The organism is Accumulibacter sp. (genome assembly GCF_029255125.1).
Taxonomy (GTDB): Bacteria; Pseudomonadota; Gammaproteobacteria; order Burkholderiales; family Rhodocyclaceae; genus Accumulibacter.
The window spans coordinates 157,530-179,140 of the sequence record NZ_JAPUVR010000085.1; the positions used below are offsets into that span (position 1 = coordinate 157,530).

Sequence of the window (21,611 nt, forward strand, 5' to 3'; positions counted from 1 at the left end):
GCCGCCAGGCGAGCGACAACGCGAGCCAGGCGGCGCACACAACGAAGACGGTAAGCGAACACGGCGCGCGGGCCAAAAGAGACGCACCGGTGCCGAACACTCGCCCGCGCTTCATGGCGGCGACGTGTCGCTGTCGTGGCGCGGGAGACCGCTGCCAATGTCGCGACGCAACAGGTAGACCGGACGCTGCTTGACTTCGTTGAATACCTGGGCGAGATAGGCACCGATCACGCCCAGGCCAACGAGGTGCACTCCCGACAAAAAAAGCATTGCGGTCACGATCGTCGTCCACCCGGACACCTGATTACCCACGAGCAGGTACTCGGCGACCAGGTAAAGACCGTAGGCAAAGGCGAGAGCGGCGATACTGAAACCGGACAGAGTCAGAAATCGCAGCGGCCAGGTCGAAAACGCGGTGATCCCGTCGAGCGCGAACTCGACAAGGCGGAAGAAACTGAAGTGAGTCCTGCCCTGCAGCCGTTCGGCGGGCTCATACTCGACCGATCTGACAACGAAACCAACCCAGGCGAACAGGCCTTTCATGAAGCGCGTTCGCTCGGGCAGACGAAGAAGTGCGGTGACGACAGCCCGATCAAGTAGACGAAAATCGCCCGCGTCGGCCGGGATGCGCACGCGGTGTCCCGAGCCCAGTATGTAGTACAACAGCCAGGCACCGCAACGCTTGACCGGGGATTCGTCGGCACGGTTGCGGCGCACTGCGCAGACCATGTCGGCCCCCTCCCGCCAGAGGTCGAGCATCTGCGGGATCAGCGCCGGCGGATGCTGCAGGTCGGCGTCCAGACAAACGACGACGTCACCGGCAGCGGCGGCCAGCCCCGCGCTCAGCGCCGCCTCTTTGCCAAAGTTGCGCGACAGTTGAAGATAGCGAAAACCTTGCCGGCAAGCCCACGCCTCCATCAGCTCGCAGGTCAGATCGCTACTCCCGTCGTCGACGACGACGACCTCCCAGGCCGAAGCGACGGAAACCAGAACGGTTTCCAGACAGGGCAGCAGCACGCAGAGATTCTCCCGCTCGTTGAGTGCCGGGATGACGCAACTGATGCGTGGCCGGAGTTCGGACGCGCATCGGCGTTGCCTCGACGGCGCCAGCGCCTGCGGTGTGCCGGGCAAGCTCATCGCTGTCCCCGCAAGGGTGCAAGTGTCCGCCCGGGGACCCGCCGAGCGCACGCACGCGGCTGCGGCGGCCGATCGACTGATCCAGGAGGACGATCAACTGTGGACAAGATCGCGAGTGACAAGGCAAATGATGGCAATACGATGGGTCGGCGTCCAGAGCGGGGGATTGGCGGGTGATTCGCGGGGGCTGCCCGCTGCTCGCCGGCGGCTGGCAGGACGGAAAAACCGTGTCACTTTGACAGATCCGAGTTAAGCAAGTCTTAAGTTGCGTACAGCATACTCGTCGCGCTTCCAGAGGTAGACGCGACAAGCAACCGTCATATGCCGCCTGAAAACCATACCCGCTTTTCAGGCGCTGGGCACGGGCCGTGCGGCGCAGACGCGGACTTCTGGAGCCTTTCAAAATCCGATCAACCTAACCAGAGGATTTCACCATGGCCGCCAGAAAGCACCGTAAGAAGAAGTAAGCACGCCCAACAGGCTCGACCTGTTGCACGGAGATCACGGGAAGCAGGCGCAAGTCTGCTTTCCGTGCTTTGGGCCTTATGCTTTGGGCCTTGACTCGACACGCCGGGTTGAACGTCTGGTCTTACCGTCGCGCGGCCGGCCGCGCTTGTTCAGCGGCTACGATCGCTCCACTTTTCCCCTCACCGGTCGATGTCTGTCGCTTCGCCTCCTTCGTCCTTCACACCTCCTGATTTCCTGCGCTTCTTTCTCGGGCCAGCCGCCTTCGGCATGCTTGCCTTGATCATCGCGCAGGAGGCGTGCGGGGCAACAACCCTCTGGCTGGTCATCCAGATTGCCCGCGACATTACCGAAGAGCACGTTTCGGCTGCAGGGTTCATCGCCATCATCGTGGCGCAGACGGTCTCCTACCTCGCCGGCGCAGTGAGCTGGATTTTTGCCGAACGAGCAGGATTCGGCAGCTTTGGACGCTACATGCTGCACTTCGCGCGGCGCAACCGCTTCCAGACGGCGCTCCTCGCCGACAGCCAGCAGCGCGAGCAGGTCGAGCCATTCCTCACCAGCGAAACCTTCGACATCTGTTTTGATCTGGTCTACAACCTGCAGTACTACCTGCGTCTGTTTTTCCAGCTCCTGTTCAACTCGCTGGTCCTCGGTTTCGAGATCGATGCCGGCCTGCCGCTTTCCTTTGCCGTCGTCTTCGTCGTCCTCATTACGCTGCAGTGGCTGCTGCGCCGGCCGCTTGCCGCCGCCTACCTGAAGAACCAGCGGATGACCAATCGTATGCGGGCGCGCACCTACAACGCCTGGGACAACATCTTCAGCGGCAATCGCTACAACTTCGCCATCTGGCACCGCGACTTTCGGCAACGCCTGGGCGATGCGCTGGCGGCACAGATCCGGGCCATCCTGGCGCGCGAGGGATGGAGTGCGATCAGCGGCATGATTGCCCTGGTTGCTGTCCTGTCAACCACCGCCTGGGTCGCCGTCCAGGATGCTGGCAACCTGCCCTTGCTGATCGCACTCGCCGCAACGCTGCCGCGGCAGGTCGAGATGACGCTCGACATGCACCAATTGACTTCCGGCCTGACCGACCTGGTTGCCGTGTGGTCGCGCATTCAGGGCGTCTGCGAACATATTTACCCGCTAGCCGACGAAGGGTTCGTCGATCGCATCGGTTTCGAGCGCCTGACTCTCAAGGAAGGCGCGCACGAACGCTCGTGCTCGTCGCTGGCGCAAGCGGTTGAACAGGTGCTGGCGCGCCCCACCGGCCTGGTTGCCGTGCGCGGCGGCAATGGTACGGGCAAATCAACGCTGCTCTCGGCGCTCAAGTGCCATCTGCGCGGTGCGGCGTTCTACTGGCCGACTCACGACCGCTTGTCGTTTGCCTTCAACTCGAGCAATGGCCGAGAGGACGCGCTGTTCTCGTCCGAACTGGAAGGCGAGAGCAGCGAGGAAGCCGAAGATGCAGCCGAGCTCAGCCAGCAGGAGGAAAGCGAAGAGAGGCGAGGCTACTCATCCGGCGAGCGGCAGTTGCGCGTCTTGCGCGAAATTGTCGCCAAGACCAACTACCGGGTCTATCTGCTCGACGAGTGGGACGCCAATCTCGATGCGGCGAATCGCCTGGCAGCGAGCGAACTCGTCGACCAGCTCGCACAAAGGGCACGCGTACTCGAGATCTCGCACCGCGATCGCTGAGCGCGCGGCAAAGCCTGGACCGTCAGCCACCGATCAGTCGACCGAGCCGACGCACGGCATCCTCGATCTCCGGCGTGTGCGGATTGCCACAATTCAGCCGCAGGCAGTTGCGGTACATGCCGCTGGCCGAAAAGAGTTCGCCCGGAACGTAGGCGACGCCCGCTGCGAGCGCTCGTTCATACAGTGCGGTGGCGTCGATCTCCTCGGGCAGTTCGATCCAAAGGACGAAACCACCCTGCGGCTCGGTCAGACGCGTGGCGGCCGGAAAATGGCGCGCGATCGCCGCACGCATGGCGTCGACCTGGCGTTCGTAGGTCCGCCGCAGAGCACGCAAGTGCCGCTCACAGGCGCTCGACTCGAGATACTCGGCGAGCACCAACTGGCTGATCGGATTAGTCGCCCCACTGGTGATCGTCTTGTGCAACGCAAGCTGCGCACGGTAGCGGCCGCCCGCGACGAAGCCGACGCGCAGCGCTGGCGAGAGGCACTTCGAGAACGACGAACAGAGCATCACGTTGCCCGTCTGGTCGAAGGCCTTGACCGGCCACGGTCGCTCGTTGCCGAAATACAGATCGCCATAGACGTCGTCCTCGATCACTGCGACGCCGCGTTCGGCAGTCAGCCGGGCGAGCCGCCGCTTGTTCTCGTCGGGCATGATGCTGCCGAGCGGATTGCTCGCGTTGGGGACGAGGAGACACGCGGCAACCTTGCCCTGCCGAGTGGCGAGATCGAGTGCCTCGACTGACATGCCGGTATGCGGATCGGTCGGAATCTCGAGCGCCCGCAGGCCAAGCACCTCGAGTAACTGCAACATCAGATAGTAGCCGGGCGACTCGACAGCAACCGTGTCGCCGGGGCGGGTGACCGCACGCAGACACAATCCCAGTGCTTCCGTACACGAATTGGTGATGACGAATTCATTGGCGGCGAGCGGCCCAGCCCAGCCCATCGAGCGTAGCACCAGTTGACGAACGAGCCGCGGGTCGTCCATGTGGATGTGGCTGTGTCCCTCGAGCAAGCGCGCATGCCGCCGCACGACACTGCTGTAGAGACGCTGCAGGGCGGCAACCGGCAGCAGGCTGGACGCCGGCATCGCGGCGGAGAGCGGCGCTACCCCCGGCTGTACGCCGCCGAGCAGGACGCGTATCAGGCGCTGGCTGACATCGACCGGCACCGGTTCCACCGGCGTCGGTCGAGCCGCTGGCGAGGCTCGCCGCGGCGTCACATGACGCACGAAATAGCCGGCTTGCGGGCGAGCTTCGATCAAGCCGCGTTGCTCGAGGTGGCGCAACGCCTGGACCACGGTCGACACAGAAAGCCGACGATCACGCGACAGGCGCCGGATCGACGGCAGCCGCTCACCCGGGCGCAGGTTGCCGCTGCTGATGATTCCGCTGAGGTCCTCGGCCAGCCGTTCATAGCGCAACAATTCACTTTCCATTTCGCCCCCAGCAGCACAGATGACCGTTCAGATTAGCAGCACAGATCGGAAACAATAGCACTGTATCGATCACAATTTGAAGTTTCTGTGACTGTACCACACGCCCGCAGCGCCGTAGACTGGCATCTCGCAAAAACAAGCCGAGGAGGCCGCAATGAAACCACCACGTCATGACGATGATCTCTGCCTGGCCCACAATACGCCGCTGCGCATCCCTGCGCCACGCGGTGTGCGGGTAACCTGCACCGCCGGCGTGCTCTGGTTAACCGTCGAGGGCGAGAGCGGCGACGTTCTGCTCAGAGCGGGCAACAGCCACCTTATCCGTGCCGACGGACTGGCGCTCGTCGAGGCCATCGGCCACGGACGGGCACGTGTTGAACGGATCCGATTGTCCCCGGCAGCGCGCGTGCAAGCCTGGCTGAGTGAGCGCTGGCGGCGACTGGCTGTTGGCTGGCTGGCGAGCAACAATGCCGTACGGACCTCGTTCGCCTCTCTCCAACGCGCCGCAGCCGACTGAACAGCGCGACCCGACCGACCTGTCGGAACACCGGCAGAAAGGGTTCATGACGCCACTGGATGGCCGAAAATGGACAGCAATCGGGCTTGTACATTGCCCGATGAGCGTTCATAATCAATTCGTGTCGACAAAACCAATGGCGGTAGCGGAATGAGCGCTGAAAGGGAAATAGCCCTGCTTGAAAGGGCTGCACAGGCTCTACGCGGTCACGGCCTGAGCGTTACGATGGAGAGCGAAACGACACTCGGCGGCGGCCGCAATACGGCGGGTACATGGCTGTCGGTGAGCAAGGACAATAGCCGCATCGACTACTCGGCCAGAGTTGCCCGGCGCCTGACGCCGGGCACCGTCGGCAGCGTCCTCGCGCGGCATGATCATCCGCTCGATGTCGGCTGCCCTCTTCCCCTGTTGATCACTGACCACGTGACCTCGCCGCTGGCTGACCGGCTGCGCGCCAATGACCAGCAGTTCGTCGATGCCGCGGGTAACGCCTATCTTGAAGGCCGCGGTGTGTTCATCTACGTGACCGGGCGCAAGCTGCGTGAAAAGCAGATTGCCCTGCGCGCCAGCCAGAGTTTCGCGAGCAGCCGATTGAAGGTTCTCTTCCGTCTGATCTGTGATGGTGAGTTGGCCGGAGCACCCTACCCGACGATTGCCGCGGCGGCCGATGTCGCCCTCGGTACGATGCGCGCGGTCGTCGCCGACCTGCAGGAGCAGGGGTGGCTGCAGGTGAACGGCAAGCAGCGTCGCCTCAACCGGAGCCGCCGGCTGCTCGACGACTGGGCCGACGCGTACGCCCGTGAGTTGCGCGGCAAGACGCTGATCGGGCGCTACAGTACCGCGAGTTTCGATAGCTGGCGAGATTGGGCGCTGAATCCGGCTCACCTACGCTGGAGCGGCGAACCGGCAGCCGCACTCCTCGGCTGCGACATCGATCCTGGAGTGTTGACGCTCTACAGCGACAAACTGCCGGCTCGCCTCATTGCCCACGAGCATCTTGCCCCGGCCGGGCCGCTCGCGTACGAGAAACTGATCGAGCTGCGCAAGCCTTTTTGGGGCGAGAGCCTCAACCTCTGGGGACGCCTGGACTGCGTGCCGCCTGCCCTCGTCTATGCCGACCTGCTGGCGACCGGAAACGCGCGCTGCATCGAGGCGGCCCAGATCGTCTACGACTACTGGCTGGCGCGCACCTTCCCGGTCAGGTGAGCAGGCTCCTGACGACAGCCCGACCGGCGCGGGCCAGGCGCGCGGGGCACACGGTCCCTTCCCGCGGCGTCCGAGCCGGCTGACCGCCGCTCCACCGCTGGCCACCCGAGACGCGCCACCGAAGAACAACCCGAGGCATGATTCGCCTTGAATCCGCGTTGAATCCGCGTTGACAACCGAACATGAACGTTCAACTGACTCCACCGATGAAGATCGCCGACCCCGCAGCGCCGAAACCACCGGTTAACGAGGTCAAGCTGATGTTGGCGATGCTGCCCGTGGCGGGCGCCCGCATACTCGAACTTGGCTGCGGACGAGCCGAGAAGACGCGGACGCTCGCCGAAACCGGCGGCGCACAGCACATTCTGGCGCTCGAGGTCGATCAGATCCAGCACGCGAAGAACCTGCAGATCGACGACCTGCCGAGCGTCCGCTTCGCGCAGGGCGGCGCCGAAGCGATTCCGGCCGAGGACGAATCCTTCGACATTGTCATCATGCTCAAGTCGCTGCACCACGTTCGCCCGGACGCGCTGGACGCGGCACTCGGCGAGATCGCACGGGTGCTGAGACCGGGCGGACTGGCGTGGATCTCCGAACCCGTGTATGCCGGCGAGTTGAACGAGATCATGCGCCTCTTCCACGACGAGAAGCTCGTGCGCCAAGCAGCATTTGCCGCCGTGTGTCGGGCCGTCGAGAGTGGGCGCCTGCGTCTTCGCGAGGAACTCTTCTTCAGCACACGCAGCCATTTTGCCGATTTTGCGCAGTTCGACGCGCGCATGATCCGCGTGACCCATAGCCAGCACGCGCTATCACCCGAACTGTACCGTGAAGTGGAGGAGAGATTCTCGGCGCACCTGACGCCAAATGGGGTTACGCTGCTCAGCCCGCAGCGCGTTGACCTACTCGAGAAGCCACGCTGAGGGCCAACTGAGGCGGTGCAGACCAGAGGCCGTTTCACTTCGTGATTGGTGCGTTACGTCCGGAAAACTGGTCGCTCAAACGAAACGCGGCGTCGCTGAATTGAGTCGCCGGCTTTTCGCTGCAATAGCGGTTGACGTATTGCTCGACCGTTGCTGGCGAAATCGTCGCCACTTGTTGGCTCGGGTTGGCGTAGTTGTGGCCGGTCAGCACGCCGCGCAGCCAGGCCACGTAGAGCGCACGCTGTTCGGCATCGCTGCGGCTCGCAACCCAGGCCCGGCACGACATGTCCTCGAAACCCAGAATCTTCGTCGGCACTGCAGCACAAACCAGGTTCGCCGCCAGGGCAGTGGACATCAAAACAGCGCAGTGCATCAACTTGATGAGGCCGGACATCAGCGTGCTCCTCGAGAAAGGCTGGGCGACAGTGTGACAGAGTGATGGTGCAATTGTCGTTGTCGCCGCGCGCGCCGTCCACCCCCGCCCCACTGTACGCCATGGGCGGCGGAATCCGGCCAGCGGCGGGTACAATGGTGCTCCACCATCGTCCCAGCCAGTCTCATGTTCGGCCACCTCTATATCCTGACGGCGCCCTCAGGCGCGGGAAAGACAACCCTCGTGCGCCATCTGCTGGAGAACGATCCGGCAATGCGTGTGTCGGTATCGCATACAACACGCCGGCCACGCACCGGGGAACGCGAAGGCATCGAGTATTACTTCATCGCGCTCGACGAGTTCCGTGAAAAAATCCGGCGGGATGACTTTCTCGAATGGGCGGAAGTCCACGGCAACTTCTATGGAACCTCACGTACCGGTATCGAAGCAGCCCTGTGCGCCGGCCAGGACGTCCTGCTCGAGATCGACTGGCAGGGAGCACGTCAGGTGCGCAAGGTTTTTCCAGCGGCGATCGGCGTGTTCATCCTGCCGCCCTCGCTTCACGCGCTCGAGCAGCGTCTGCGCGAACGGGCAACCGACAGCGCGCAGACGATCGCCCGACGCCTGGACGCGGCGCGCGACGAGATGCGACATGCCGAGGAATTCGACTATGTTATCATCAACGACGACTTGCAGCGTGCGCTGCAGGACCTTCTGGCGATCGTCCGCGCCGCGCGTCTGCGCTATACCGTGCAAAGTCGGCGCCATTCCGTCCTTTTCGCAACAATGCTCTGATTTCTATTGGAGATCCGCATGGCACGAGTAACTGTCGATGACTGTCTGCAGCGCATTCAGAACCGCTTTCAAATGACCCTGGCAGCGACCTACCGCGCCCGGCAGATCACCGCCGGCGCATCGCCGTTGATCGAATCCGGGCGCGACAAGCCGACGGTGATTGCCCTGCGCGAAATTGCCCAGGGCAAGGTCGGGGTCGAAATTCTGAATCGCGGTCACGCCTGACCGCCGGCAAGCCCGGTTGCTCCAGCATGGACCCGGTCACGCCAGCCGGCGCAGTCGTGCCGCCGCCAGTCGATGAACCCGAGCAACTGCGCGATCCGGAAGACGAGCCCACTTTCCGGCTGCTCATCGACAGCCTGACCTACCTCCCCCCGGAGGAGATCGAGACCGTACGCCGCGCCTATCGCTTCAGCGAGCGGGCGCACCGCGGGCAGATGCGGCTTTCCGGCGACCCCTACATCACCCATCCGCTGGCAGTCGCCAGCGCGCTCGCCGAATGGCAGATGGATGTCGAAGGCCTGGTCGCTGCCCTGCTGCACGATGTGATGGAAGACACGGCGGTCAGCAAAGCGGAGATCGCGCAGGAGTTCGGGCGACCGGTCGCCGACCTCGTCGACGGGCTGTCGAAACTTGACAAGATCGAGTTCCAGTCGCAGGAAGAGGCACAGGCGGAAAACTTCCGCAAGATGTTGATGGCCATGGCGCGCGACCTGCGCGTCGTGCTGATCAAACTCTCCGATCGGCGCCACAACCTGCAGACGATGGCTGCATTGCGCGCTGAAAAGCGCCGCCGGATTGCTCGCGAGACGCTCGAGATCTACGCCCCGATCGCCAACCGCCTCGGCCTCAACAAGTTGTTCGGCGAACTGCAGGATCTTTCCTTCCACCTGATCTACCCGATGCGCGCGCGCGTCCTGGCGCGCGCGCTGAAGGCCGCGCGCGGCAACCGACGTGAATTGCTCTCGCGCATCCTCGCCGGAATCAAGAAGAAGCTCACCGCGCAGGGGATAGAAGCACAGGTCTTCGGACGTGAGAAGAGTCTCTACTCGATCTACCGCAAGATGCTTGACAAGCACCTGTCGTTCTCGCAGGTGCTTGATGTCTATGGTTTTCGTGTTGTCGTACAGGACATCGCGACGGCCTATCTGGCACTTGGCGCGCTGCACGCGCTGTATAAACCAGTGCCCGGCAAGTTCAAGGACTACATCGCGATTCCGAAACCGAACGGTTACCAGTCGCTGCACACGACACTGATCGGTCCGCACGGCACACCTTTCGAGTTGCAGATTCGTACCGAGGCGATGGACAACATCGCCCAGGAAGGGATTGCCTCGCACTGGCTCTACAAGGACAGCGTGGCGCTCGGCGCCGACCTTCAGCAGAAGACCAGCAAGTGGTTCCATTCGCTGCTCGATCTGCAGAGCAGCGCAGGCACTTCGTCCGAGTTCCTCGAACATGTGAAGGTCGATCTTTTCCCACATGAGATTTATGTTTTTACGCCGAAGGGCAAGATCATTCCGTTGCCGCGCGGCGCGACAGCGATCGACCTCGCCTACGCGGTGCACACCGACATCGGCAATCATTCGATCGCCGCCCAGATCAACTTCACTCAGCTACCGCTGACGACCGAACTGACCAACGGCGACCGCGTCGAGATCGTCACCGCAGCCGAGGCGCATCCCAGCGCGTCCTGGCTCAGTCACGTCAAGACCGGGCGGGCGCGCAACAAGATCCGCCACTATCTGAAAACGGCGCAGCACGACGAGTCGACCGCACTCGGCGAGAAGATGCTCGACCAAGAGCTGCGCGCCCTCGGCGTCGTTGCCTCGGAAGTGCCCGTGTCGAGCTGGAAGAATGTCTTGCGCGACTCGGGCAACAAGCTGATCAAGGAGGTTTACACCGACATCGGCCTGGGCTTCCGCATGGCCGGCGTCGTCGCCCGGCGCTTGTTGGCGCGCGACGAAAACCGGTCAGCAAATGAGAAGGCACCGGCCTCGCTGGTCATCCGTGGCAGTGAGGGATTGGCGGTGCAGTTCGCCCCCTGCTGTCAGCCGATTCCGGGCGATCCGATCATCGGCTCGATCTGGAAAGGCAAGGGCGTGGTCATTCACACGCATGACTGTCCGGCGATCAGCCGCATGCGCAGCAGCCGGCCGACGAACTGGATCGAGGTCGAGTGGGAACCCGAACCCGGCAAGCTGTTCAGCGTGCGTTTGCGCGTCATGGTACAGAACACGATCGGTGCGCTCGGCAAGATTGCAACCGAGATATCGAGTTCCGGGACGAACATCGAGCACGTGAAAATGGACGAGAAGCATCCTGGTCTGTACACGACGATCCATTTCACCGTCCAGGTCGCTGGCCGCAGTTCGCTTGCCCGCCTGATGCGCCGCCTGCGACGAATCCCGGAGGTCGTCCGCATCACGCGTGATCAGGGGCTGACTGCTTGAAGGTGATGGTTCTCGGCGCTGGCGTCATCGGCGTCACCAGTGCGTGGTATCTCGCCCGCGCGGGGCATCGGGTGATCGTCGTCGAACGCCAGCCGGCCGCCGGAATGGAAACCAGCTTTGCCAACGGCGGTCAGATCTCGGTCTCGCACGCCGAGCCCTGGGCCAACCCGCACGCCCCGCTGCGCGCGCTGACCTGGATGACGCGCGAGGATGCGCCACTCCTCTTCCGCTTTCGTCGCGATGCTGCGCTGCTCGACTGGAGTCTGCGCTTCTTGCGCGAATGCACGCCGGCGCGAACGCGCGACAACATCCGCCGCATCGTCGCGCTCGCGCTTTACAGCCGCCGCCAGTTGCAGCGCCTGCGCGCCGAACTTGCCCTCGCCTACGATCACCTGGCGCGCGGCATCCTGCACCTCTATACGGACCATCAAGAGTTCGCCGCCGCCCTCAGAGCAGCGGCGGTGATGCGCGAGTTCGGCTGCAACCGACGCTGCCTGAGCGCCGACGAGTGCATCGCGATCGAGCCAGCGCTCGCCAGCGCCCGCCCGTTGCTGGTCGGCGGTGACTATCTCGACGAAGACGAATCGGGTGATGCGCACCGTTTCACGCAGGAACTCGCCCGCCACTGTGCGGCAAACGGCGTCGAATTCCGTTACGGGCTGTCGGTCGAGCGCCTGACGGCAAGCGGCGGCCGCCTGAGCGGCGTGCTTGCCGGCGGCGAGTTGCTGCAAGCTGACGCCTATGTCGCTGCACTCGGCAGCTACACACCGCTCCTCCTGCGACCGCTCGGCCTGCACCTGCCGGTCTATCCGGCCAAGGGCTACTCGGCGACCGTGCCGCTGGGTGAAGACAGCGTCGCGCCGACCGTCAGCCTGACCGACGACGGCCACAAGCTCGTCTTTTCGCGCCTTGGCCAACGCCTGCGCATCGCCGGAACTGCCGAGTTCAACGGCTACAATCTTGAACTCAATGCTGTCCGCTGCCGCGCACTGATCGAGCGCACGACGACGCTCTTTCCCGACTTGCACCCAAGCGGCGAAATCGCCTTCTGGTGTGGCTTGCGGCCAGCCACGCCGTCGAACGTGCCACTCGTCGAACGTTCGGCGATCGCCAACCTGTATCTCAACACCGGGCATGGGACTCTGGGCTGGACGATGGCCTGCGGTTCGGCCGCGGTTCTCGCCGACCTGATCAGCGGACGTACGCCCGAGCCCGAATTTTCGCGTGCCGGAACCCGCGGCGCTTGAGGCCGTCTTGCGTGATCTGCCGGCACGCCGAGCACAGGCCGACGCCGTGCTGATCGACACGCATTGCCATCTGGCGGCCAGCGCGTTCGCCGAGGATCGCGCGGCGGTCGTCGCCGCTGCCCGGGCAGTCGGCGTCGCAACACTCGTCGTCCCGGCGCTGGGCACCGCCGATTTTGCTGCAGTGCGCGACTGTTGCCAGCAGCATCCCGGCTGCGTTCCGGCGTATGGCATTCATCCCTTTTTCGTCGGCGACGCTGGCGAGCAGGATTTGGTGGAGTTGCGGCGCTGGCTGGAGCAGGAAGCAGACGGCACACAGGCACCGGTTGCAGTCGGTGAGATTGGCCTCGATTTCCTGATCGGAGAGGCCGATTTCGCACGCCAACAGCACTTTTTCCTTGAACAACTGAGAATTGCCCGCGACGCCGGTCTGCCGGTTCTTCTGCACACCCGCCGGGCGATCGACCAGGTGCTTGCCGGCCTGCGCCGTATCGGTGTCATTGGCGGCATCGCGCACGCCTTCAGCGGCAGTCGCCAGCAAGCCGACGAGTTCCTCCGACGCGGCTGCAAGCTGGGCTTCGGCGGCACGCTGAGCCAGACCCGTGCGAGCCGCATTCGGCAACTCGCAGCGACCTTGCCAGAGGATGCAATCGTCCTCGAAAGCGATGCACCGGACATGCCACCGGCATGGCTCGCGGGCGGCCGCAACACGCCGGCCGAACTCCCGCGATTCCTCGCCATACTCGCCGAGCTACGCCAGGCGCCCGCCGACGATCTGGCCAGGAAAACCACAGCGAACGCCCGACAGGTTCTCGGTCGGTTGCGTTTGGCCGATTGATCGGTTAGGGTACGACCTCATTGGTTAGTCGTCCCGCGCTTCGTAGCCGGTGAACGACGGGAAAAAAGAAAGAAAAGGCAGGATTGGGCGCCTCTCGACCGGCGTGCGTACGAGATCCTTGGGGAAACTGCGGTCGGGACCGGACGCTCGAGCAGCGCTCCGCTGAACGTAAGAACGTCGACTTTTCAACATGAAAAACCTCACCGATCGACCGGGCGCGACCTGCGTAGCGGTCAGCAAAGGCCCGCCGGCGGTTCCCCAGTATCTGCAGGCGCACTACTGGTGGGCCTACATCCATCCACGTGCGGTGCACTTCTTCGAGCGCCAGTGGCTGGTCAACCTTATCCTGTGGGGAAACTACGACCGCTTGTGTGATGCCGTACTGGGGGCCTATGGCCGCCACCTGCCCGGCCGAACGCTGCAGATCGCCTGTGCCTACGGCGACCTGACGCCACGCTTGGCGAGTTGCGTGGCGCCCGGCGGCTTTCTGGAAATCGCCGACATCCTGCCGATACAACTGGAGAACCTGGCCGGCAAGCTGGCACGCGATCTGCCGATCAAACTCCATTGCATGGATTCGGCAGCGCTGGGTTTCGACGATGCAAGCTTCGACCAGGCGCTGCTTTTCTTCCTCCTGCACGAGCAGCCCCAGGCGGTTCGCGAGAAGACCTTGGCCGAGGCCTTGCGCGTGCTGCAGCCGGGCGGGCGGCTGGTCATCGTAGACTATGCCGCACCGAGCCGCTACAACCCGTTGCGTTACTTCTGGATGCCCGTGCTCGACCGGCTCGAGCCTTTTGCTTTCGACCTGTTCCGTGAGGAGATCGATGCCTGGCTGCCGAAGGCCGGCGGCTTCGTCGTCGTCGGCAGGCAGCGCTTTTTTGGCGGGCTTTATCAGATGTTGACCCTGACCCGCACTTGAGTAGCCGACAACTCAGTAGAATCGTAACGGCAAGCTGCCTTAGATGTAACAACACGTTCCGCCGACACCTCCGGAAGCACTCCGGAAACGCTGGCGGGCTTTGTCTGATGTGATCGTTCCCCGTTTGAGCGGGTGCGAGAAAGGAGCATACGTGGAGATATACAAAGCAGACGTAATCATCGTCGGGGGAGGAGGCGCCGGCCTGCGCGCGGCGATTGCCGTCGCCGAAGCCAACCCCGCCCTGAAGATCGCCCTCGTCTCCAAGGTCTACCCGATGCGCAGCCACACAGTGGCGGCCGAAGGCGGCTCCGCCGGGGTCAAGAAGGCGAGCGACAGCCTCGACTACCACTTCAACGATACGGTCCATGGTGGTGACTGGCTGTGCGAACAGGACGTCGTTGAGTACTTCGTCGCCCGTTGCACCGAAGAGCTCACCCAGCTCGAGCATTGGGGCTGCCCGTGGAGCCGAACCGAGGACGGACACGTCAATGTACGTGCCTTTGGCGGAATGAAGATCGAACGTACGTGGTTCGCCGCCGACAAGACCGGCTTCCACATGTTGCACACGCTCTTTCAGACGTCGATCAAGTATCCGTCGATCAAGCGCTTCGACGAACACTTCTGCGTCGATCTGATCGTCGAGGATAACCGGATCGCCGGCGTCGTCGCCATCGAGATCGCCTCCGGCGAATTCACGCTGGTCGAGGGGCGCGCCGCCGTCATTGCCACCGGCGGTGCCGGTCGCGTCTTCCGCGAGAACACCAACGGCGGCGTCGTTACCGGCGACGGGATGGCCCTCGCTTACCGGCACGGCGTACCCCTGCGCGACATGGAATTCGTTCAGTACCACCCGACGTGCATGCCCGGAACAGGACTTCTATTTACCGAAGCGTGCCGCGGCGAAGGCGGCTTTCTGCTCAACAAGGACGGCTACCGCTACCTGCAGGACTACGGCCTCGGCCCGGCCGAACCGACGCCGCGCAACAAGGCGATGGAACTCGGCCCACGCGACCGGCTGAGCCAAGCGTTCTGGTATGAACAGCAAAAGGGGCGAACCATCGAAGGGCCGCACGGATCAGTGGTCCATCTCGACCTGCGCCACCTGGGCGAAGAAAAGCTGCGCGAGCGGCTACCACAGATCTACGAGCTGGCCGAGCAGTTTCTCGGCGTCGATCCGGCGCTGGCGCCGATTCCGGTTCGTCCGGCGGTGCACTACACGATGGGCGGCATTCTCGTCGACGGGCGCTGCGCGTCGCCGCTCGCCGGCCTTTACGCCGCCGGCGAATGCTCGAGTGTCGGCATCCACGGCGCCAACCGCCTGGGCTCGAATTCGCTCTCGGAGTTGCTGGTTTTCGGCCGCGTCGCAGGTGAAGAAGCCGCCCGTTTCGCCAGTTCGGTCGCCCCCGCAGCGCCGGCCAGCGTCCTCGCCCAGGCGCAGGCGGTGGAGCAACGCGTGCTCGGCATCCGGCAGAACACGCGCGGCAACGAGCGGATCGCGACGCTGCGCAAGGAAATGGCGCAGACGATGGAAGACGGCTGCGGCATCTACCGCCTGGCGGAAACGATGCAGAAGACCTGCGACAAGCTGGACGAACTCAAGGAGCGTTTCAAGAACGTCCGCGTCGAAGACAAATCGAGCGTCTGGAATACCGACTGGCTGCTCGCCATCGAGCTCGAGTATCAGCTTGACGTGGCGCAGGCGATGGCTTATTCGGCGATCAACCGGCGCGAATCACGCGGCGCGCATCAACGGCTCGACGGCTTCGAACAACGCGACGACGTCAACTTCCTCAAGCACACTCAGGCCCACTATGTCGCCGGCGGCGCACCGCGCATCGACTATGGGCCGGTCAAGATCACCAAGTCGCAGCCGGGCACGCGCGCCTACGGTGCCGCTGGCGAAAAGGCTGAGCAGGAAAGGAAGGCTTCCCATGGCTGAACAACCGAAAACGATAGAAATCGAAGTTCTGCGCTATCACCCGGAAAAGGACAAGACCCCTCATACGCAGGTCTTCGAAGTCCCTTTTACAGACGACATGTCGGTCCTGCAGGGCGTGCAGTACATCAAGGACTACCTCGACGGATCGTTGAGCTTTCGCTGGTCTTGCCGGATGGCGATCTGCGGCAGTTGCGGCATGATGATCAACGGCATCCCCAGCCTTTCGTGCCAGACTTTTCTGCGCGACTATTACCCGGCGCGCGTACGCGTCGAAGCGCTGGCGCACTTTCCGATCGAGCGCGATCTGGTCATCGGCATGGAGGGCTTCATCGAGAAGCTGGAGAGCATCCAGCCCTACATCATTCCCAAGGAGCCGCGCACGCCGGCGCAGGGAGAGTATCTGCAGACGCCTGAGCAACTCGCCAAGTACGAACAGTTCAGTTCATGCATCAACTGCCTGCTGTGCTACGCCGCTTGTCCACAGTTTGGTCTCAACCCAGGTTTCATCGGCCCGGCGGCAACCGCTCTGCTGCACCGCTACAACGTCGACTCGCGCGACGGCGCCCAGGCGGAACGGATGGAACTGATCAATTCCGAAGAAGGCGTCTTCAACTGCACCGCGGTCGGCTACTGCTCCGAGGTCTGCCCGAAGCACGTCGACCCGGCCAACGCGGTCAATCAGAACAAGACCAATAGTGCGGCCGACTATTTTCTCCGATTCCTATCGCCGAAGGGAGGTGCCAAGTGAATAAGCGTCGCCCATACGTTCGCCCGATGGATGGCTGGTGGCGGAAGAACCCCTACTTCGTTGAGTATATGATTCATGAGGCAACAGCCCTCTTCGTCGCTGCCTACGCCGCCGTCCTGCTGATTGGCCTGCTCCGACTGGCGCAGGGCGAGGCGGCGTGGACCGCCTGGCTGGCGACGCTGCAGGGCGGCTGGGCGATCCTCTTTCACCTGCTGGCACTGGTCGCCATCAGCTACCACACCTACACGTGGTTCAAGATCATGCCGCGTACGATGCCGCCGGTCATCGTCGGCGGCAAGAAGCTGGCCGGCTGGGTGATCACCGCCGGTGGTCTGGCGGCTGCGGCCGCCGCGAGCCTCGCGCTGCTCGCTCTGGTATGGGGGATGGCACGATGAAACGCCCACTGAAACGCTCGAACGCACCGATCTTCTGGGCCCTCTTCGGTGCCGGCGGCATGCTGTCGGCGCTCTTTGGCCCAATGCTGGTATTCATCACCGGCCTCGCCATTCCGCTCGGCCTGCTCCTGCCGGCAGACACCCTCAGTTATTCTCGCGTTCTCGCCTTCGTCCAGCACTGGATCGGCAAGGGCTTCGTCTTTGCGGTCATTGCGCTCTTCCTCTGGCATGCGGCGCACCGCATCTTCCACAGCCTGCACGACATCGGGATTCATGCCGGCGTCGGCGCCAAACTGCTCTGCTATGGGCTGGCGCTGGTCGGAACCGTGATCGCCGGGTATACGCTGCTCGCCATTGGCTTCTAGGCAGGAGGCCGGCAACGGCGCCAGTCTACGAGTACGAACGCTCGAAGACGGCGCCGCTGCTGCGCCCGCGGCAAGCTACGAGCTACCCGAGCTAGGCCATCCCGCTCAGTCGCGCTTTGCGTTCGCGCTCGACGCGCGTGATGTAGCGCTGCACCATGCTCATCCGTGCACCGGGCAAAGCAATGAACTCGCAGCCGATACGGACGTAACGCGAGCCGGTGCGCGTCGTCACCTCATACTTGTTGCGCACGCACAGATTGGCGACCAGCAAGCCCTCGTCCGGCAGAGCCATCTTGCAGTCGGCCAGGACGCAGCCGCGCGGCAGTAGCGCGGCCAGCGCCGGCGTCGCCATCAGGCCGACGCCACCCCCACTGATGTCGAGCAGCGACGCCTCGATCGTCATCACGCTGCGATCCGGCCGCTTGATCGAACTGGAGAACTTGACGGGTCGAGCGACCGGCGTGCTCAGCCGGAAGTATTCGCGGCGCTGCAGGCGCAGAACCTTGTCGGGCAAGACAGCGCCAAAAGCCGGCCGGCCACCATAACGCGCCGCAACCAGGCGCGGCAACGTGAACTGGACCTTCACTTTGTCCACCGTCGCGGTCAGAACGATGTGGTCGGCGGCCAGTACCTGGCGATTTACCTCGTCGTCACGGCCCAGTTCCAGGATCAGGTTGTCGCCATCGATCGCCAGCAGGGAGGTCAGTAGAAACGTCCGGCCTTCATCGAAATAGGCGCTGATCAAGGCCCGGCGTTGGTTCAGCGAGCGCAGAATGGCGAGCACCTCCGCCTTCGCGTGCAGCAGGTACTGGGCGTATTCCTCGGGCTGTTCGATCTCGAACTGCAGCGGCGTCTGCACGTCCTGATCGGTTTCGATTTCTTCCATCGCGTTCCCCGGCTTCGACAACAACGGGCAGTTTAATGCAAAAATGCACCTCCCGTACGCGTGACGCGCGGGCACCCCCGCTCAGACGCCAGGCGCAGGCTCCGGTGGGACGACGAAGGCTGGAGGCGGCGCCAAGCGTTCGCCGCTCTCCAGTCGGTAAAGCCAAGCAAGCAATTCAGCGACCGCCAGATACAGTTGCGGCGGGATATGCTGGTCGAGATCGACCTGCATCAGCAAGGAAACAAGTTCGGGCGACTCATGAACGTAGACGCCATGCTCACGCGCCCGCGCGATGATCTGTTCCGCAAGCAGACCGCGCCCCTTGGCGACGACGCGCGGCGCTGCTTCGGTCTTCCCGTAGGTCAGCGCCACCGCATTCCTTAGCGACGGGTCGGATGCTTTTCCCATGCGTCACTACACCCCGTTTTCCGCTGGCTGACGTTGCCGCTCGCGCCGACCCAGCCGCCTGGACGCGGGCCGGACACGACGACTGCTGCGTCGCCTCGGGCCACCGCAGGCTTCCGCCCTCGCGGAAGAGAACATCATTGATCAGCTCCTTGGCCCGCCTCTTCCGCCTCCGAGAGCGCGTCGAAACGAGACAGACCCCCACCGAGGACATACTGGACCACGCCACTGAGGATGGGCCCCGCCCGCTCGACGATCTTGACGTCGAACACCCACAGATCCTCGTTGCGGCCCTCGACGAGCAAGGCGATACCCTCGTACGCGGCCAGATCGATCGCCTTCGCGTCGACGCTCCGTGATTTGTCCTTTGCCTTGGCGCGAGTCAGGCGACAACCCCCAGCAACATCCCTGATCGGCGTCAAGCGCCGGAAAAGCCCGCCTTGCACGATGCCGAGAATCCTGTCCTTGGCCATAGGTCCATTCTCCACAAAAACCCACTACCCGTGTCGTCCGGAGCGCGGCTCGCCGAGCGCGTGGCGTATCCGCCGCAAGTGCTCTTGCCAACACCCCGATCAGGCGACGCCGACGAAGCATCCGCGTCAACCCTCAGCCGGCACCTCGATCAGTTCGTCGTCAAGATCCTCGCCGTTCAGCGCGCGCGCCAGTTTCTCGCTGTCAAGCGCATGACACCACTTGGCGACGACCAGCGTCGCAACACTGTTGCCAATGAAGTTGGTCAGCGCCCGCGCCTCCGACATGAAGCGGTCGATGCCGAGAATGAGCGCCAGCCCGGCGACGGGAACGGTGCCCACGGCGCTCAAGGTCGCAGCGAGAACGATGAAACCACTCCCGGTGACACCCGCCGCACCTTTCGAGGTGAGTAGCAGAATTCCCAGCAAGGTCAGTTGCTGGACCAGGTCGAGCTCGGTGTTCGTCGCCTGCGCAATGAAAACAGCCGCCATCGTCAAATAGATCGATGTACCGTCCAGGTTGAACGAATAGCCCGTCGGCACGACCAGGCCAACGACCGATTTTTCGGCCCCAGCCCGCTCAAGCTTGACCATCAGGCGCGGCAGTGCCGATTCGGACGAAGAAGTCCCCAGGACAAGGAACAGTTCCTCCTTGATGTACTTGATCAGCTTCCAGACGCTGAAGCCGTGGAACCGGGCAACCACGCCGAGGACGACGAGAACGAAAATGAAACAGGTAAGATAGAAGGCACCCATCAGTTTGGCCAGTTGCGCCAGGCTGCCGACCCCATGCTTGCCGATGGTGAAAGCCATCGCGCCGAAAGCGCCGATGGGTGCGACTTTCATGATGATCCCGACGACACCGAAAAGAACGTGCGAAATGCGCTCAATGGCTTCGAAAAGGGGTCTGCCGGCGGCGCCAAAACTGTGCAGGGCAAAGCCAAAGAGCAGCGAAAAGAAGAGTACCTGCAGCATGTCGCCCTTGGCGAAGGCGTCAACGACGCTGACCGGGATGATGTTGAGCAGAAAATCGGTAGTCGTCTGCATTTTCCCCGGCGCGGCGTATTGCGAAATCGCCTTGGTATCGAGCGTCGACACGTCCACATGCATCCCGGCACCCGGCTGCAGCGTGTTCACCACGAGCAGACCGACGATCAGCGCGACAGTACTCAGAATCTCGAAGTAGAGAACGGCATAGCCGCCGGTCTTGCCCACCTTCTTCATGTCCTCCATGCCAGCCACGCCAACCACGATGGTACAGAAAATGATCGGCGCAATGATCATCTTGATCAACTTGATGAAACCGTCGCCGAGAGGCTTCATCGCCGCACCCGTCTCGGGGTAGAAGTGTCCCAGCAATACACCGATGATGATGGCCACAATGACCTGAAAATAGAGGCTCTTGTAGAACGGCTGCTGGACTTTCCGGGTAGCGCTCGCTTCGGCTACATTCGACATTCTTCCCTCCTCGTTGATTTATCTTTGTCGTGGTTTCCGGCCTTGCCGCGGGGCTAAGCGCACAGCCCTGCGCTTAATCGGACGGCATCCCCCGAACGCGGAAGAGTTCCTCAAGATGAGGACTCATCCGGAGATTCAGGCGAACCCCATGCGGCAGCGGCCGCAGGAACCATTTTTCGTAGATGGCGACGATTTCGCGGCTGCCCATGAGCCGGGTAAACGCGCGGTCGACGACTTCCGCGAAATCGGTATCGTCCTTGCGCATCGTCAGCGCGTAGTCGGCGTAGGTCAGGAAGTCGCCGACGATGCGAAAGTCGGCGGCTGAACGCGTTTCGGCAAGCATGCCGTGGAGTTGTACATCGTCGTTGATGAAGGCGTCTGCCTTGCCGGAAACCAGCGCCTGAAACGATTCCTGATGGTCGGCCGCACTGATGAAAGTGATCGCAAGCTTCTGTCGCGCCGCCATTTTCGGAATGACTTCCGAATGAACGGTGCCCCGGGTGAGGACGACGGTCTTGCCGCCAAGGTCCGCAAACGAACGGATGCCGCTTCCGCGGCGGACTAAGGTCTTGGCACCGGTGACGAAAATGGTCGGAGAAAAGCCAAACACTTTCCGCCGTTCTATACTATTCACCGTTGACCCACACTCGAGGTCGATCTCGCCCGAGCGAATGAGATCAAAGCGGTTCTCGGGAGTCACCGGCCGCATTTCGACACGAATGTCCTTGCGCAGTTCGCCGGCAAGCTCCTCGACGATGACCTCGCACAAGTCGAGCGAATAGCCGACCGGCTTACCGTTGTCGGCCAGAAAGGCAAAGGGCGGCGAGTTTTCCCGGTAGCCCAAGCGAATGACGCCCTGGTCATTGATCTTCTTGAGCGTTCCCGTATAGGGCATGACAAACGCCGGAACCGCCTTGGCCGCCTTCTGAGCCCAGGCCG

The 21,611-nt window shown here is 63.1% G+C and carries 22 protein-coding genes; 14 read left to right on the forward strand and 8 right to left on the reverse strand.

Annotated elements, in window-relative coordinates; all coding sequences use genetic code 11:
* Nucleotides 1–111: 111 nt before the first annotated feature.
* Nucleotides 112–1,137 carry a glycosyltransferase family 2 protein gene (locus Q1L59_RS06340; protein ID WP_300329621.1) on the reverse strand — a complete coding sequence of 342 codons (1,026 nt, stop codon included), beginning with the start codon at nt 1,135–1,137 and terminating at the stop codon, nt 112–114.
* A 657-nt stretch (nt 1,138–1,794) separates the two neighbouring features.
* Between Q1L59_RS06340 and Q1L59_RS06345 the strand changes: the two genes are divergently transcribed.
* Entirely contained in the window at nt 1,795–3,300 is a 1,506-nt protein-coding gene (locus tag Q1L59_RS06345; RefSeq protein ID WP_300329624.1) for an AAA family ATPase, read from the forward strand.
* 22 nt (nt 3,301–3,322) lie between these two features.
* Here Q1L59_RS06345 and Q1L59_RS06350 read toward each other — a convergent pair whose 3' ends face one another.
* Nucleotides 3,323–4,741: a PLP-dependent aminotransferase family protein gene (locus Q1L59_RS06350; protein WP_300329627.1), complete on the reverse strand. Its 1,419-nt coding sequence runs from the start codon at nt 4,739–4,741 to the stop codon at nt 3,323–3,325.
* 154 nt (nt 4,742–4,895) lie between these two features.
* Here Q1L59_RS06350 and Q1L59_RS06355 point away from each other — a divergent pair, with 154 nt between their 5' ends.
* The 3 genes from Q1L59_RS06355 to Q1L59_RS06365 all read left to right on the forward strand — a co-directional run bounded on the left by Q1L59_RS06355 (nt 4,896) and on the right by Q1L59_RS06365 (nt 7,384).
* Complete coding sequence (locus tag Q1L59_RS06355; protein WP_300329630.1) at nt 4,896–5,258, forward strand: DUF2917 domain-containing protein; 363 nt, start codon at nt 4,896–4,898, stop codon at nt 5,256–5,258.
* 150 nt (nt 5,259–5,408) lie between these two features.
* Nucleotides 5,409–6,464: a type IV toxin-antitoxin system AbiEi family antitoxin gene (locus tag Q1L59_RS06360; RefSeq protein ID WP_300329633.1), complete on the forward strand. Its 1,056-nt coding sequence runs from the start codon at nt 5,409–5,411 to the stop codon at nt 6,462–6,464.
* A 182-nt stretch (nt 6,465–6,646) separates the two neighbouring features.
* On the forward strand, nt 6,647–7,384 hold the full coding sequence (locus Q1L59_RS06365) for a class I SAM-dependent methyltransferase (RefSeq protein WP_300329635.1): 738 nt from the start codon (nt 6,647–6,649) through the stop codon (nt 7,382–7,384).
* Between the two features lie 34 nt (nt 7,385–7,418).
* On the opposite strand, the gene Q1L59_RS06370 is transcribed toward Q1L59_RS06365, so the two are convergent.
* Nucleotides 7,419–7,778, reverse strand: coding sequence for a hypothetical protein (locus Q1L59_RS06370; protein ID WP_300329638.1), 360 nt, complete (start codon nt 7,776–7,778; stop codon nt 7,419–7,421).
* Between the two features lie 165 nt (nt 7,779–7,943).
* Here Q1L59_RS06370 and gmk point away from each other — a divergent pair, with 165 nt between their 5' ends.
* The 10 genes from gmk to frdD all read left to right on the forward strand — a co-directional run bounded on the left by gmk (nt 7,944) and on the right by frdD (nt 17,453).
* Nucleotides 7,944–8,552 (forward strand): guanylate kinase, encoded by a 609-nt coding sequence (gene gmk, locus Q1L59_RS06375; RefSeq protein WP_300329641.1) that lies wholly within the window; start codon nt 7,944–7,946, stop codon nt 8,550–8,552.
* A gap of 18 nt (nt 8,553–8,570) precedes the next feature.
* Nucleotides 8,571–8,777, forward strand: coding sequence for a DNA-directed RNA polymerase subunit omega (gene rpoZ, locus Q1L59_RS06380; protein WP_300329644.1), 207 nt, complete (start codon nt 8,571–8,573; stop codon nt 8,775–8,777).
* Nucleotides 8,778–8,803: 26 nt separating this feature from the next.
* Nucleotides 8,804–11,005: a bifunctional (p)ppGpp synthetase/guanosine-3',5'-bis(diphosphate) 3'-pyrophosphohydrolase gene (locus tag Q1L59_RS06385; protein WP_300329647.1), complete on the forward strand. Its 2,202-nt coding sequence runs from the start codon at nt 8,804–8,806 to the stop codon at nt 11,003–11,005.
* The gene (locus Q1L59_RS06390) at nt 11,002–12,252 is read left to right on the forward strand and encodes a D-amino acid dehydrogenase (protein ID WP_300329649.1); all 1,251 of its coding nucleotides are present in this window, start codon (nt 11,002–11,004) and stop codon (nt 12,250–12,252) included. Before Q1L59_RS06385 ends, Q1L59_RS06390 begins: the two co-directional genes overlap by 4 nt.
* A complete protein-coding gene (locus tag Q1L59_RS06395) occupies nt 12,230–13,087 on the forward strand; it encodes a TatD family hydrolase (RefSeq protein WP_366145628.1) in 858 nt (285 codons plus the stop codon). Before Q1L59_RS06390 ends, Q1L59_RS06395 begins: the two co-directional genes overlap by 23 nt.
* Nucleotides 13,088–13,277: 190 nt before the next feature.
* Nucleotides 13,278–14,006: a rhodoquinone biosynthesis methyltransferase RquA gene (gene rquA / locus Q1L59_RS06400; RefSeq protein ID WP_300329652.1), complete on the forward strand. Its 729-nt coding sequence runs from the start codon at nt 13,278–13,280 to the stop codon at nt 14,004–14,006.
* 151 nt (nt 14,007–14,157) lie between these two features.
* Nucleotides 14,158–15,945 carry a fumarate reductase (quinol) flavoprotein subunit gene (frdA, locus tag Q1L59_RS06405; protein WP_300329655.1) on the forward strand — a complete coding sequence of 596 codons (1,788 nt, stop codon included), beginning with the start codon at nt 14,158–14,160 and terminating at the stop codon, nt 15,943–15,945.
* Entirely contained in the window at nt 15,938–16,693 is a 756-nt protein-coding gene (locus Q1L59_RS06410; RefSeq protein WP_300329658.1) for a succinate dehydrogenase/fumarate reductase iron-sulfur subunit, read from the forward strand. Before frdA ends, Q1L59_RS06410 begins: the two co-directional genes overlap by 8 nt.
* Nucleotides 16,690–17,088 (forward strand): fumarate reductase subunit C, encoded by a 399-nt coding sequence (locus tag Q1L59_RS06415; RefSeq protein WP_300329661.1) that lies wholly within the window; start codon nt 16,690–16,692, stop codon nt 17,086–17,088. Before Q1L59_RS06410 ends, Q1L59_RS06415 begins: the two co-directional genes overlap by 4 nt.
* A complete protein-coding gene (frdD, locus tag Q1L59_RS06420; RefSeq protein ID WP_300329664.1) occupies nt 17,085–17,453 on the forward strand; it encodes a fumarate reductase subunit FrdD in 369 nt (122 codons plus the stop codon). Before Q1L59_RS06415 ends, frdD begins: the two co-directional genes overlap by 4 nt.
* Nucleotides 17,454–17,544: 91 nt before the next feature.
* Here frdD and Q1L59_RS06425 read toward each other — a convergent pair whose 3' ends face one another.
* The 5 genes from Q1L59_RS06425 to Q1L59_RS06445 all read right to left on the reverse strand — a co-directional run bounded on the left by Q1L59_RS06425 (nt 17,545) and on the right by Q1L59_RS06445 (nt 21,567).
* Complete coding sequence (locus tag Q1L59_RS06425; RefSeq protein ID WP_300329667.1) at nt 17,545–18,339, reverse strand: flagellar brake protein; 795 nt, start codon at nt 18,337–18,339, stop codon at nt 17,545–17,547.
* Between the two features lie 81 nt (nt 18,340–18,420).
* Nucleotides 18,421–18,747 carry an EscU/YscU/HrcU family type III secretion system export apparatus switch protein gene (locus Q1L59_RS06430; RefSeq protein WP_300329670.1) on the reverse strand — a complete coding sequence of 109 codons (327 nt, stop codon included), beginning with the start codon at nt 18,745–18,747 and terminating at the stop codon, nt 18,421–18,423.
* Between the two features lie 134 nt (nt 18,748–18,881).
* Entirely contained in the window at nt 18,882–19,217 is a 336-nt protein-coding gene (locus tag Q1L59_RS06435; RefSeq protein WP_300329673.1) for a hypothetical protein, read from the reverse strand.
* A gap of 126 nt (nt 19,218–19,343) precedes the next feature.
* The gene (locus tag Q1L59_RS06440) at nt 19,344–20,672 is read right to left on the reverse strand and encodes a dicarboxylate/amino acid:cation symporter (protein ID WP_300329676.1); all 1,329 of its coding nucleotides are present in this window, start codon (nt 20,670–20,672) and stop codon (nt 19,344–19,346) included.
* A gap of 73 nt (nt 20,673–20,745) precedes the next feature.
* Nucleotides 20,746–21,567: an amino acid ABC transporter substrate-binding protein gene (locus Q1L59_RS06445; protein ID WP_300329678.1), complete on the reverse strand. Its 822-nt coding sequence runs from the start codon at nt 21,565–21,567 to the stop codon at nt 20,746–20,748.
* Between the last annotated feature and the right edge of the window lie 44 nt (nt 21,568–21,611).